Raw genomic sequence first — 12,757 nt, 5'->3', positions numbered from 1 at the left:
CTGTCACGCAGGGGGTCGCGGGTTCGAGTCCCGTCCGTTCCGCCACTTATTAAAAAATTAAGCCTGCTGATTAAGCAGGCTTAATGATAAGAAACTTTAGGGGCGTAGCTCAGTTGGTAGAGCACCGGTCTCCAAAACCGGGTGTCGCGAGTTCGAGTCTCTCCGCCCCTGCCATATATAATCCTTTGCTCAGGCAAAGGATTTTTTTTGCTTTAAATTTCCCGCCGATCGTCCTCCATCCCTGGAGGAGTGCGTTTATCCCAATATATTGTGCTTCAGGATCTCCCGAATCTGCGCTTGTTTATCGCTGTTCTGTAGCCAAATCGCATAGAGAGGCCTTGAAAGCGTCGCACTGTCGGTCACCGTATGCAGATTATTTTTCCCCTGTGCCCAGAGCACGGGCAGCCATGTACAGCCCTTAAGCGCGCTGAGCTGTTGGTAAGCTAACTCGGCAGAACTGGTGGTCAGCAGAGGAATATCATCATTTCCGATCAATCCCGCTTCGTTTTGTTGGAAATCGGGCCCCCATTCCAGGCGTAAATAATTCAATTCATTTGTGTATTTAGCCGGAGAGGCACAATAAAGCGCCAGGGTAAAATTACCCAGCAACTGGCTGCTTAGTTCATCCATCTTCGGCGATTCTGTCGTGATCAGGAGATCAAGCTGACGTTCGTGCAGCTGTTTGACCAGCGATTGCCGCTGCGCAATCCGCGCCTCAAACTGTAGGTTATAGGGCTCTGTATAGAGCTTTCCCAGCCATCCATTAAGCAGGCATTCCCACAGAGAAGCGCTGGCACCGATCGAAAATTCATTATGGCGGGAAGCATTCGCGACCTCCTTGCGCGCAGCTTGCCAGGTATTCATCAGGGTTTCGGCGTAGGGTAGCAGTTTCTCTCCGGCTGAGGTCAGACGGATATTATTACGATGACGGGTAAAAAGATTTACCCCCAGCTGGTTCTCCAGCTGACGAATACGAAAGCTAACTGCTGACTGCGTCAGATAAAGCGCCTCTGCGGCTCGGCCAAAGTGGCGAGTTCTGCTCACCTCAAGGAAAGTCTTGAGCAATTCCGTATCCACACTCTTCTCCGCAAAATTATTTGTCGTGATGATTTAAATGTTTTGTTTGACGCTCTGTCAAGCGTAACTAATACTCCGCGCCATAATTAGCTCGGCCAAAGAATCAGGAGCGTGTAGGATGGCGGAAAGCTTTACGACAACTAATCGTTTTTTCGACAATAAAAATTATCCGCGCGGGTTTTCCCGTCATGGAGATTTCACCATCAAAGAGGCGCAACTGCTGGAACGTCATGGTTATGCCTTTAATGAACTCGAACTAGGTAAACGCGAGCCTGTCACCGACGATGAAAAACAGTTTGTTTCGGTATGCCGTGGTGAACGTGAGCCCGCAACGGAAGCAGAACGCGTCTGGATTAAGTACATGGCGCGCATTAAGCGTCCGAAGCGTTTCCATACCCTGTCCGGCGGCAAGCCGCAGGTGGAAGGTACGGAAGATTACACAGAAAGCGATGATTAAGAAAAAGGGCGTAAGCCCTTTTTTTACGCCATCATTTTTTGTAGATGGCTCAACATTCTGTCTATTGCCCGATAGCCGAGAGCCTCCTGCAAATGATGACGTTCGATGCGTTCGACTGCCTCAATATCGGCAATAGTTCGGGAAACTTTAATCAGGCGCTGCCAGGCGCGGATTGAAAGACCGAGCTGTATTAGCGTCTGCTCCAGCCAGACAGCGTCATCTTTATGAAGCCGGCAGCAGATTTTCATCTCATCATTTCCCAGATGCGCGTTAAGTTTTTTCTGCCGCGATAGCTGCCTTTCGCGTGCGGCCAGAACACGTTGGCGTACGCAGGCGCTACTTTCCTCTTCGTTTGTTCCCTGGCTGAGCACCCCCGGCGGCGGAAGCGGGATCTCCAGGGAGAGATCGAATCGGTCAAGAAACGGGCCGGATAAACGACCCAGGTAGCGTAGCGTCTGTTCCGGTGAAGCGCGATTATGCTGGCCCTGATAGTGTCCTGTCGGGCTGGGATTCATCGCTGCAATAAGCTGGAAACGGGCTGGATAATCGATTTTGGCGCGCGTGCGTGAGATATGGATAACCCCTGACTCAATGGGTTCGCGTAACGCATCCAGCACCCTGCGTTCGAATTCAGGCAGCTCATCCAGGAACAGGACTCCGTTATGGGCAAGGGAGATCTCTCCCGGTGCCGGAATTGAGCCTCCGCCCACCATGGCCGCCAGGGAGGCGCTATGATGCGGGGCACGAAAGGGCCTGCGGCGCCAATTTTTCATGGCATGCCTGGAATCGACCAGGCTAAGTATTGCCGCGCTTTCCAGCGCTTCCTGATTACTCAGCGGCGGCAGTAGTCCCGGTAATCGACTGGCGAGCATCGTTTTTCCTGTGCCGGGCGGGCCTATCATCAGCAGGTTGTGACCACCTGCAGCGATGATTTCCAGCGCTCGTTTCCCCTGCCGCTGGCCAATAACATCACGCAGATCAACCGATGTTTCATCCGAATATTCCCCTTCTGGAAGGGGGTTAGCCAGGGTATGTCGACCTTCGAGAAAAGCGCAGACTTCCTGGAGATCGGTGGCGATAAGGCAGTCACTGCCGCCGATTAACCCCACCTCTGGAGAATTCTCATTAGAGATAACAATCTTCCGCCCCGCTTTTATGGCCTCCATGGCGCTGGATATGGCCCCAGGAACGCCACGCAGAGCGCCTGTAAGCGCCAGCTCGCCGACAAACTCATATTGATTTAGCCTGGGGGCCTTTAGCTGCTCTGAGGCCACCAGAAGCGCGAGAGCGATAGGTAAATCATATCTTCCCCCTTCTTTTGGTAGATCGGCCGGGGCCAGATTGATGGTGATTTTTTTCGCCGGATAAGCGTAACCGCTGTTGATAATCGCACTACGTACCCGGTCACGCGCTTCTCTAACCGTTGTTTCAGGCAGTCCTACCATTGTCAGGCCTGGGAGCCCGTTGCTGATATGAACTTCAACCGTGATAAGCGGGGCACCGATCCCGAGAGCGGCGCGGGTGTAAACAATGGCGAGTGACATAACACCTCCTGAGAACCGGGATTATGTCGGGGATTTGCTGTTGAGTAATTCGGCAATATTAAATTCTGCATGCTTGCTCCCAGTCAATTTTCCGGCAATTTCCGCTTTGCACTGGTGATGGATGCCGGCTCGTAAAATGCTGTCATCAGGCAAAAAGATGAGAAAGAGCTGTGGAGTACGCCACAAATTGAAATATTTTCATTTCATATTTTTCCCATTAAAAACAATTGTTTTTTCTTAAATGGTTAGCAAGGTAAGAAATGAGGTCATAAAAAAATCTTGTGTTTAACGCGAAGTCTGTGGTACCTCTTTAGGTATTCCTTCGAACATGAAGCCAGAAAGAACATAAAATGACAGCCCTTCTACGAGTGATTAGCCTGGTCGTGATTAGCGTGGTGGTGATTATTATCCCACCGTGCGGGGCTGCACTTGGACGAGGAAAGGCTTAAAAAACAAGCCTTAACGAACTAAGACCCCCGCACCGAAAGGTCCGGGGGTTTTTTTATAACTTAAAAACAGAAAAGAGGAGCAGACGATGGCTGGTAGCATAAAATTCTGTTTCTCTCGATCTACGACGGGGAAGTAACTATGAATGGGGCGCGGTGGGTAGTACATGCTTTGCGAGCACAGGGAGTCGATACCGTTTTTGGCTATCCGGGTGGAGCAATTATGCCGGTTTACGATGCATTGTATGACGGCGGCGTGGAACACCTACTGTGCCGGCATGAACAGGGCGCGGCTATGGCGGCTATCGGCTATGCCAGGGCTACCGGCAAAACCGGGGTGTGTATCGCCACTTCGGGGCCTGGCGCAACCAACCTGATCACCGGCCTCGCCGACGCGCTGCTTGATTCCGTTCCCGTTGTTGCTATCACCGGCCAGGTTGCGGCCCCGTTCATTGGCACCGACGCATTCCAGGAAGTTGATGTCCTCGGTTTATCGCTGGCATGCACCAAGCATAGTTTCCTGGTGCAGTCGCTGGAAGAACTGCCGCGCATCATTGCCGAAGCTTTCCACGTAGCAAACTCCGGGCGTCCCGGTCCCGTGCTGGTCGATATCCCAAAGGATATCCAGCTGGCTCAGGGCGATCTCGATCCGCATTTTTCCATGGTAGCCGACGACGTTGATTTTCCATATGCGGATATCGAATACGCTTTGCAGATGCTGACCCAGTCGCAGAAGCCGATGTTATACGTTGGCGGCGGCGTGGGGATGGCGCAGGCGGTACCGGCGCTGCGCGAATTTCTTGCCGTTACGCAAATGCCCGTGACGTCTACCCTGAAAGGGCTGGGTGCGGTAGCGGCGGATTATCCCTACTATCTGGGCATGCTGGGGATGCACGGTACTAAAGCGGCCAACCTTGCAGTACAGGAATGTGACCTGCTGATCGCGGTAGGCGCCCGTTTTGACGATCGCGTCACCGGCAAGCTGAATACGTTTGCCCCGCACGCCAAAGTTATCCATATGGATATCGATCCGGCTGAACTGAACAAGCTCCGTCAGGCACATATCGGCCTGACCGGCGATTTGAATGTGATGCTGCCCGCGCTCCAGCAGCCGCTGTCTATCGACGCCTGGCGCCAACGTAATGCGCAGCTGCGCGCCGAGCATGCCTGGCGCTACGACCATCCGGGAGACGCTATCTATGCCCCGCTGCTGCTGAAGCAGCTTTCCGATCGCAAACCCGCAGACTGCGTCGTGACAACCGATGTGGGCCAGCATCAGATGTGGTCAGCGCAGCATATGACCTATACGCGCCCGGAGAATTTCATCACTTCCAGCGGATTAGGCACTATGGGTTTCGGCTTGCCCGCAGCGGTAGGCGCGCAGGTGGCCCGTCCAGACGATACGGTTATCTGTATCTCCGGTGACGGCTCCTTCATGATGAACGTGCAGGAGCTGGGCACCGTAAAACGCAAGCAGCTGCCGCTGAAGATAGTCTTACTGGACAACCAGCGTTTAGGAATGGTTCGACAATGGCAACAGCTGTTTTTTCAGGAACGTTATAGCGAAACCACCCTTACCGATAACCCCGATTTCCTTACTCTGGCCAGCGCCTTCGGCATCCCTGGTCAACACATCACCCGTAAAGACCAGGTTGAAGCGGCACTCGACACCATGCTTTCGAGCCAGGGGCCTTACCTGCTTCATGTCTCAATCGACGAACTTGAGAACGTCTGGCCGTTGGTGCCGCCCGGTGCCAGTAATGCAGAAATGCTGGAGAAATTATCATGATGCAACATCAGGTCGCCTTGCAGGCTCGCTCTAATCCTGAAACGTTAGAACGCGTGCTGCGCGTCGTGCGCCATCGCGGGTTCCAGATTTGCGCGATGAATATGGCAACCGCCGCCGATGCCCGGAATATTAATATTGAACTGACCGTTGCCAGCCAGCGGCCCGTCGAATTACTGTTTAGTCAATTAAGCAAACTGGTGGACGTCGCCTGCGTCGAGATCCAGCAACCTACATCACAACAAATTCGCGCCTGAGCGCAAAGGAAGAACAATGACGACGAAAAAAGCTGATTACATTTGGTTCAATGGTGAGATGGTTCCGTGGGGCGAGGCGAAGGTTCACGTGATGTCCCATGCGCTGCACTACGGGACTTCCGTATTTGAAGGCATCCGTTGCTACGACTCTCACAAGGGACCGGTGGTGTTCCGTCACCGTGAACATATGCAGCGTTTGCATGACTCAGCAAAAATCTATCGTTTCCCGGTTTCTCAGAGCGTTGATGAGCTGATGGAAGCCTGCCGTGAAGTCATTCGTAAAAACAGTCTGACCAGCGCCTATATCCGCCCGTTAGTCTTCGTCGGCGACGTGGGCATGGGCGTCAACCCGCCTCCGGGCTATAACACTGACGTGATCATCGCGGCGTTCCCGTGGGGCGCCTACCTGGGCGCCGAAGCGCTGGATCAGGGGATCGATGCGATGGTTTCTTCCTGGAATCGCGCGGCGCCAAACACTATTCCGACCGCGGCTAAAGCCGGCGGTAACTATCTCTCTTCGCTGCTGGTCGGCAGCGAAGCGCGTCGCCATGGCTATCAGGAAGGTATCGCGCTGGACGTGAACGGCTACATCTCTGAAGGCGCCGGTGAAAACCTGTTTGAAGTGAAGGATGGCGTGCTGTTTACCCCGCCGTTCACCTCTTCCGCGCTGCCTGGCATCACCCGCGACGCTATCATCAAGCTGGCGAAAGATCTCGGCCTGGAAGTCCGCGAGCAGGTATTGTCCCGCGAGTCCCTGTACCTGGCCGACGAAGTGTTTATGTCCGGTACTGCCGCAGAGATCACGCCGGTACGCAGCGTTGATGGTATTCAGGTGGGTGAAGGCCGCTGCGGCCCGATCACCAAGCGCATTCAGCAAGCATTCTTTGGCCTCTTCACCGGTGAAACCGAGGATAAATGGGGCTGGTTGGATCAGGTTAATCAATAAGCATAAAAAAATGGGGCGACACGCAACGCCCCATTTCACCGAAACTGGGAGTAACTAAAGCATGCCTAAGTACCGTTCCGCCACAACCACTCACGGCCGTAATATGGCGGGTGCCCGCGCGCTGTGGCGCGCCACTGGAATGACCGACGATGATTTCGGTAAGCCGATTATCGCCGTGGTGAACTCTTTCACCCAGTTCGTGCCGGGCCACGTTCACCTGCGCGATCTCGGCAAACTGGTTGCTGAGCAAATCGAGGCCGCTGGCGGCGTCGCCAAAGAATTCAACACCATTGCGGTGGATGATGGGATCGCGATGGGCCACGGGGGTATGCTTTATTCACTGCCATCCCGCGAACTGATCGCCGACTCGGTTGAGTATATGGTTAACGCCCACTGTGCTGATGCGATGGTCTGTATCTCCAACTGCGACAAAATCACCCCGGGGATGTTAATGGCGTCTCTGCGCCTGAATATTCCGGTCATTTTTGTTTCCGGTGGCCCGATGGAAGCCGGGAAAACCAAACTGTCCGATCAAATCATTAAACTCGACCTCGTTGACGCGATGATTCAGGGCGCTGACCCGAAAGTCTCCGACGATCAGAGTAATCAGGTTGAGCGTTCCGCCTGCCCGACGTGCGGCTCTTGTTCGGGAATGTTCACCGCGAACTCCATGAACTGCCTGACCGAAGCGCTGGGCCTGTCGCAGCCGGGCAACGGCTCGCTGCTGGCGACTCACGCCGATCGTAAACAGCTGTTCCTCAATGCGGGCTCACGTATTGTTGAGCTGACTAAACGCTATTACGAGCAGGACGATGCCTCTGCGCTGCCGCGTAATATCGCCAATAAGGCGGCGTTTGAAAACGCCATGACGCTGGATATCGCCATGGGCGGTTCCACCAATACCGTACTGCATCTGCTGGCGGCGGCGCAGGAAGCGGAAATCGACTTCACCATGAGCGATATCGATAAACTTTCCCGCAAAGTGCCGCAGCTGTGTAAGGTCGCGCCAAGTACGCAGAAATATCATATGGAAGACGTGCATCGCGCGGGCGGCGTATTGGGTATTTTAGGTGAACTGGATCGTGCCGGGCTGCTGAACCGCGATGTGAAAAACGTGCTTGGTTTGTCCCTGTCGCAGACGCTGGAGCAGTACGATATCACCGTCACGCGGGATGAAGCGGTTAAGAAGATGTTCCGCGCTGGCCCTGCGGGTATCCGCACAACGCAGGCTTTCTCTCAGAACTGCCGTTGGGACACCCTGGATGACGATCGCGCAGAAGGCTGTATCCGCTCGCTGGAACATGCTTACAGCAAGGACGGTGGTCTGGCGGTTCTGTACGGCAACTTTGCCGAGAACGGCTGTATCGTGAAAACCGCCGGCGTTGACGACAGTATCCTCAAGTTTACCGGCCCGGCGAAGGTATACGAAAGCCAGGACGCGGCTGTGGATGCGATCCTCGGCGGCAAGGTGGTCGCCGGTGACGTAGTCGTCATCCGCTATGAAGGGCCGAAAGGCGGGCCGGGGATGCAGGAGATGCTCTACCCGACGACCTTCCTGAAATCAATGGGCTTGGGTAAAGCCTGTGCGCTGATTACCGACGGACGCTTCTCCGGCGGTACCTCGGGTCTCTCTATTGGTCACGTTTCTCCGGAAGCGGCCAGCGGTGGCAATATCGCGATCATTGAAGATGGCGACATGATTGCTATCGATATCCCGAACCGCGGCATTCAGCTGCAGCTGAGCGATGCCGAGATTGCGGCGCGCCGCGAAGCTCAGGAAGCGCGCGGTGATAAAGCATGGACGCCGAAAGATCGCGAGCGTCAGGTTTCCTTTGCCCTTCGCGCCTATGCCAGCCTGGCAACCAGCGCCGACAAAGGCGCGGTGCGCGATAAATCGAAACTTGGGGGTTAATGATGGCCGAGTCTCAACCCCTCTCCGCCGCCCCCGAGGGGGCGGAATACCTCAGAGCGGTACTGCGCGCGCCGGTATACGAAGCCGCGCAGATCACGCCGCTGCAAAAAATGGAAAAGCTCTCGTCGCGCCTCGATAACGTTGTGCTGGTGAAGCGTGAAGACCGTCAGCCGGTGCACAGCTTTAAGCTGCGCGGAGCCTACGCGATGATGGCGGGCCTGACGGAAGAGCAAAAATCGCATGGCGTGATTACCGCTTCGGCGGGTAATCATGCGCAGGGCGTGGCTTTCTCGGCATCTCGCCTGGGCGTGAAGGCGCTCATCGTTATGCCAACCGCCACCGCGGATATCAAAGTTGATGCGGTGCGCGGCTTCGGCGGCGAAGTGCTGCTGCACGGCGCGAATTTCGATGAAGCCAAGGCCAAAGCCATCGAGCTGGCGCAGCAGCAGGGGTTCACCTGGGTTCCGCCCTTCGACCATCCGATGGTGATTGCCGGGCAGGGGACGCTGGCGCTGGAGCTGCTGCAGCAGGATGCCCATATCGATCGCGTATTTGTCCCGGTCGGCGGCGGCGGTCTCGCGGCCGGCGTGGCGGTGCTGATCAAACAGCTGATGCCGCAGATCAAAGTCATTGCGGTTGAGGCCGAGGATTCTGCCTGTCTGAAAGCCGCTCTGGATGCGGGTCATCCGGTCGATTTACCCCGCGTTGGGCTTTTTGCCGAAGGCGTGGCGGTGAAACGCATCGGCGATGAGACTTTCCGTCTGTGCCAGGAGTATCTCGACGACATCGTTACCGTCGATAGCGATGCCATCTGCGCGGCGATGAAAGACCTGTTTGAAGATGTGCGTGCGGTAGCAGAACCTTCCGGGGCGCTGGCGCTGGCGGGGATGAAAAAATATATCGCTCAGCATAATATTCGCGGCGAACGCCTGGCGCACGTGCTTTCCGGCGCGAACGTCAACTTCCACGGCCTGCGCTACGTTTCCGAACGCTGCGAGCTGGGAGAACAGCGCGAAGCGCTGCTGGCGGTCACCATTCCGGAAGAGAAGGGCAGCTTCCTCAAGTTCTGCCAGCTGCTGGGCGGCCGTTCGGTGACCGAGTTCAACTACCGCTTCGCGGATGCGAAAAATGCCTGCATTTTTGTCGGCGTGCGCCTGAGCCGGGGGCTGGAAGAGCGGAAAGAGATCCTCAACCTGCTGCACGACGGTGGCTACAGCGTAGTGGATCTCTCTGACGATGAAATGGCCAAGCTTCACGTGCGCTATATGGTGGGCGGGCGTCCGTCGCAGCCGCTGCAGGAGCGTTTATTCAGCTTCGAGTTTCCGGAATCACCCGGCGCGCTGCTGAAGTTCCTGCATACGCTGGGCACCCACTGGAACATCTCTCTGTTCCACTATCGCAGTCACGGTACCGATTACGGCCGCGTGCTGGCGGCATTCGAACTGGGCGATCACGAGCCTGACTTCGAAACCCGCTTGCATGAGCTGGGCTACGATTGCCACGATGAAAGCAATAATCCAGCGTTCAGGTTCTTCCTCGCCGGTTAAGAAGCGCTGTGCTTGTCAGGCCTGCGGTCGGGCTGTAGGCCTGAGCAGGCCCGGCATTAGTGGCCAGGCAGCAAATTCCAGAACGCATTAATCAGCGGCTCATGCAGCCGCTTTTTTGGCGCGCAGACGCCAAGCTCAAACGGGGTTTTCTCGTCGCTACGCTCCAGAATCATCACGCGATTGCGCACTGGCTCAGGGCTGTTTTCCAGCACCACCTCCGGCAACAGCGCGACGCCGCAGCCGAGCGCCACCATGGAGACCATGGCTTCATGCCCGCCCACCGTGGCGTAAATTGACGGATTACTGATTTTATGGCGGCGAAACCATAGCTCAATGCGGCGACGCACGGGGCCCTGGTCGGCCATAATAAAGGGTACCGTTGCCCAGTCAGGCTTCTCCACTGAGACCTGGTTACGAACCGGACAGGGCAGCGCCGGGGCGATCAGCACTACCGCCAAATTCTCCAGCATGGAAAAAGCCACCGCGCCAGGCAGCGTCTCGGGTTTCCCGGCAATCGCCAGATCGGCCTCACCCGTGACCACTTTCTCCATCGCATCGGCGGCATCGCCGGTGGTGAGTTTTATTTCCACCGAGGGATGTTCGGCGCGGAAACGATCGAGAATCGGCGGAAGATGACTGTAGGCGGCGGTCACCGAACAGAAGATATGCAGTTCGCCCGACAGCGACGGACCTTGCTGATCGATAGTGTGGCGCAGCTGCTGATACTGCAACAGCGTCTGCTGGGCAAACGTTCGTAGCTCTTCTCCCGCTTCGGTAAGCGTTACCGTGCGGTTATCACGGACAAACAGCGGCTGCCCGAGGTCTTCCTCCAGGCGCTGAATTTGTCGGGAAAGCGTGGAGGGGCTGACGTGCATCGCCCGCGCGCTGCGGCCAAAATGGCGGCTTTCAGCCAGATGCAGGAAGGTTTTCAGATCGCGTAAATCCACCGGCGGCACTCCACGATTTTACATTGCAGAAATTGCAACGTGACGTTGTGAATATATCAATTTCCGCAATAAATTTCCTGTTGTAATGTGGGTACATTCTCGCTGAAAGGCGAACCGAACAAAATAAGACACACAACATCACGAGGTATCACCATGGCTAACTACTTTAATACACTGAACCTGCGCCAGCAGCTGGCGCAGCTGGGCAAATGTCGCTTTATGGGTCGCGACGAATTCGCCGATGGCGCAAGCTACCTTCAGGGTAAAAAAGTGGTCATCGTCGGCTGTGGCGCTCAGGGCCTGAACCAGGGTCTGAACATGCGCGACTCCGGTCTGGATATCTCCTACGCGCTGCGTAAAGAAGCGATTGCCGAAAAGCGCGCATCATGGCGCAAAGCAACCGAAAATGGCTTCAAGGTGGGTACCTACGAAGAGCTGATCCCGCAGGCCGATCTGGTGGTTAACCTGACGCCGGACAAACAGCACTCTGACGTTGTACGTTCCGTTCAGCCGCTGATGAAAGACGGCGCGGCGCTGGGCTACTCTCACGGCTTCAACATCGTGGAAGTTGGCGAGCAGATCCGTAAAGATATCACCGTCGTGATGGTGGCGCCGAAGTGCCCGGGTACCGAAGTACGTGAAGAGTACAAACGCGGTTTCGGCGTTCCGACCCTGATCGCGGTTCACCCGGAAAACGATCCGAAAGGCGAAGGTATGGCCATTGCTAAAGCCTGGGCTGCGGCGACCGGCGGTCACCGTGCGGGCGTGCTGGAATCGTCCTTCGTTGCCGAAGTGAAATCCGACCTGATGGGCGAGCAGACCATCCTCTGCGGTATGCTGCAGGCCGGTTCTCTGCTGTGCTTCGATAAGCTGGTGGAAGAGGGTACCGACCCGGCATACGCCGAAAAACTGATTCAGTTCGGCTGGGAAACCATCACCGAAGCGCTGAAGCAGGGCGGTATCACTCTGATGATGGATCGTCTGTCTAACCCGGCTAAGCTGCGTGCTTACGCGCTGTCCGAACAGCTGAAAGAGATTATGGCGCCGCTGTTCCAGAAGCATATGGATGACATCATCTCCGGTGAATTCTCCTCCGGCATGATGGCTGACTGGGCCAACGACGATAAAAAACTGCTGACCTGGCGTGAAGAGACCGGCAAAACCGCGTTCGAAACCGCACCGCAGTTTGAAGGTAAAATTGGCGAGCAGGAGTACTTCGATAAAGGCGTTCTGATGATCGCAATGGTGAAAGCGGGCGTTGAGCTGGCGTTTGAAACCATGGTGGATTCCGGCATCATCGAAGAGTCCGCTTACTACGAATCACTGCACGAGCTGCCGCTGATCGCCAACACCATCGCTCGTAAGCGTCTGTACGAAATGAACGTGGTTATCTCCGATACCGCTGAATACGGTAACTACCTGTTCTCTTACGCCTGCGTACCGCTGCTGAAAGAGTTCATGACCACCCTGCAGACCGGCGACCTGGGCAAAGCGATTGCCGAAGGCGCGGTAGACAACGCTCAGCTGCGTGACGTGAACGAAGCCATTCGCAGCCACGCTATCGAGCAGGTTGGTAAGAAACTGCGCGGCTATATGACCGACATGAAACGCATTGCGGTAGCGGGCTAATTCCCCGTCGTCTTTCAACTTGCAGATGCGTTGGCTGCGTTCGTACACCCCAGTCACATAGTTATCTATGCTCCTGGGGCTGTACTCACTTGCCGCCTTCCTGCAAGCTGAAATCCTTAGGGGAAAGCTGTGAGATAAAAAACCGGTGCAATAATGAACTGACCCCATAATGTTGGACGGTTTATATCAAGCGGCTATCAGGGCCTGAG

General features: G+C 55.6%; 11 protein-coding genes and 1 tRNA gene. 9 read left to right on the top strand and 3 right to left on the bottom strand.

Going from position 1 to position 12,757, the window contains the following annotated elements; all coding sequences use genetic code 11:
* Positions 1-98 precede the first annotated feature (98 nt).
* A tRNA-Trp gene (locus ABLU88_RS16000) sits at positions 99-174 on the top strand.
* An 81-nt stretch (positions 175-255) separates the two neighbouring features.
* Here the strand turns inward: ABLU88_RS16000 and hdfR are convergent.
* Positions 256-1,077 carry an HTH-type transcriptional regulator HdfR gene (hdfR, locus tag ABLU88_RS15995; RefSeq protein WP_004097454.1) on the bottom strand — a complete coding sequence of 274 codons (822 nt, stop codon included), beginning with the start codon at positions 1,075-1,077 and terminating at the stop codon, positions 256-258.
* Between the two features lie 118 nt (positions 1,078-1,195).
* On the opposite strand from hdfR, the gene ABLU88_RS15990 reads away from it, so the two are divergent.
* Complete coding sequence (locus ABLU88_RS15990) at positions 1,196-1,534, top strand: DUF413 domain-containing protein (RefSeq protein ID WP_004097464.1); 339 nt, start codon at positions 1,196-1,198, stop codon at positions 1,532-1,534.
* Between the two features lie 23 nt (positions 1,535-1,557).
* On the opposite strand, the gene ABLU88_RS15985 is transcribed toward ABLU88_RS15990, so the two are convergent.
* On the bottom strand, positions 1,558-3,078 hold the full coding sequence (locus ABLU88_RS15985) for a YifB family Mg chelatase-like AAA ATPase (RefSeq protein ID WP_025108421.1): 1,521 nt from the start codon (positions 3,076-3,078) through the stop codon (positions 1,558-1,560).
* Between the two features lie 350 nt (positions 3,079-3,428).
* On the opposite strand from ABLU88_RS15985, the gene ilvL reads away from it, so the two are divergent.
* The 6 genes from ilvL (at position 3,429) to ilvA (ending at position 9,972) form a co-directional block, all read left to right on the top strand.
* Positions 3,429-3,527 (top strand): ilv operon leader peptide, encoded by a 99-nt coding sequence (gene ilvL / locus ABLU88_RS15980; protein ID WP_001311244.1) that lies wholly within the window; start codon positions 3,429-3,431, stop codon positions 3,525-3,527.
* A gap of 139 nt (positions 3,528-3,666) precedes the next feature.
* Entirely contained in the window at positions 3,667-5,313 is a 1,647-nt protein-coding gene (ilvG, locus tag ABLU88_RS15975) for an acetolactate synthase 2 catalytic subunit (RefSeq protein WP_025108420.1), read from the top strand.
* Complete coding sequence (ilvM, locus tag ABLU88_RS15970; protein ID WP_004097471.1) at positions 5,310-5,567, top strand: acetolactate synthase 2 small subunit; 258 nt, start codon at positions 5,310-5,312, stop codon at positions 5,565-5,567. The genes ilvG and ilvM overlap by 4 nt, the downstream gene beginning before the upstream one ends.
* A 16-nt stretch (positions 5,568-5,583) precedes the next feature.
* A complete protein-coding gene (locus tag ABLU88_RS15965) occupies positions 5,584-6,513 on the top strand; it encodes a branched-chain amino acid transaminase (RefSeq protein ID WP_004097473.1) in 930 nt (309 codons plus the stop codon).
* A gap of 61 nt (positions 6,514-6,574) precedes the next feature.
* Positions 6,575-8,425, top strand: a complete 1,851-nt coding sequence (gene ilvD / locus ABLU88_RS15960; protein ID WP_275050634.1) for a dihydroxy-acid dehydratase — start codon at positions 6,575-6,577, stop codon at positions 8,423-8,425.
* Between the two features lie 2 nt (positions 8,426-8,427).
* On the top strand, positions 8,428-9,972 hold the full coding sequence (gene ilvA / locus ABLU88_RS15955; protein WP_014227448.1) for a threonine ammonia-lyase, biosynthetic: 1,545 nt from the start codon (positions 8,428-8,430) through the stop codon (positions 9,970-9,972).
* Between the two features lie 56 nt (positions 9,973-10,028).
* Here ilvA and ilvY read toward each other — a convergent pair whose 3' ends face one another.
* Positions 10,029-10,919: an HTH-type transcriptional activator IlvY gene (ilvY, locus tag ABLU88_RS15950; protein ID WP_004097479.1), complete on the bottom strand. Its 891-nt coding sequence runs from the start codon at positions 10,917-10,919 to the stop codon at positions 10,029-10,031.
* A 153-nt stretch (positions 10,920-11,072) separates the two neighbouring features.
* Here ilvY and ilvC point away from each other — a divergent pair, with 153 nt between their 5' ends.
* On the top strand, positions 11,073-12,548 hold the full coding sequence (gene ilvC, locus ABLU88_RS15945; RefSeq protein ID WP_003018001.1) for a ketol-acid reductoisomerase: 1,476 nt from the start codon (positions 11,073-11,075) through the stop codon (positions 12,546-12,548).
* The last annotated feature ends 209 nt before the right edge of the window (positions 12,549-12,757 follow it).

Origin of the sequence: Klebsiella sp. GW_Kp182, assembly GCF_040062275.1 — a bacterium.
Classification (GTDB): domain Bacteria; phylum Pseudomonadota; class Gammaproteobacteria; order Enterobacterales; family Enterobacteriaceae; genus Klebsiella; species Klebsiella michiganensis.
This window is presented reverse-complemented; position numbering and strand designations above follow the sequence as displayed.

Bases quoted from the DNA above. Each gene is read 5' to 3' on its own strand.
- ABLU88_RS15990 (WP_004097464.1), top strand. From the start codon at position 1,196: ATGGCGGAAAGCTTTACGACAACTAATCGTTTTTTCGACAATAAAAAT.
- ABLU88_RS15985 (WP_025108421.1), bottom strand. From the start codon at position 3,078: ATGTCACTCGCCATTGTTTACACCCGCGCCGCTCTCGGGATCGGTGCC.
- ilvL (WP_001311244.1), top strand. From the start codon at position 3,429: ATGACAGCCCTTCTACGAGTGATTAGCCTGGTCGTGATTAGCGTGGTG.
- ilvG (WP_025108420.1), top strand. From the start codon at position 3,667: ATGAATGGGGCGCGGTGGGTAGTACATGCTTTGCGAGCACAGGGAGTC.
- ilvM (WP_004097471.1), top strand. From the start codon at position 5,310: ATGATGCAACATCAGGTCGCCTTGCAGGCTCGCTCTAATCCTGAAACG.
- ABLU88_RS15965 (WP_004097473.1), top strand. From the start codon at position 5,584: ATGACGACGAAAAAAGCTGATTACATTTGGTTCAATGGTGAGATGGTT.
- ilvD (WP_275050634.1), top strand. From the start codon at position 6,575: ATGCCTAAGTACCGTTCCGCCACAACCACTCACGGCCGTAATATGGCG.
- ilvA (WP_014227448.1), top strand. From the start codon at position 8,428: ATGGCCGAGTCTCAACCCCTCTCCGCCGCCCCCGAGGGGGCGGAATAC.
- ilvC (WP_003018001.1), top strand. From the start codon at position 11,073: ATGGCTAACTACTTTAATACACTGAACCTGCGCCAGCAGCTGGCGCAG.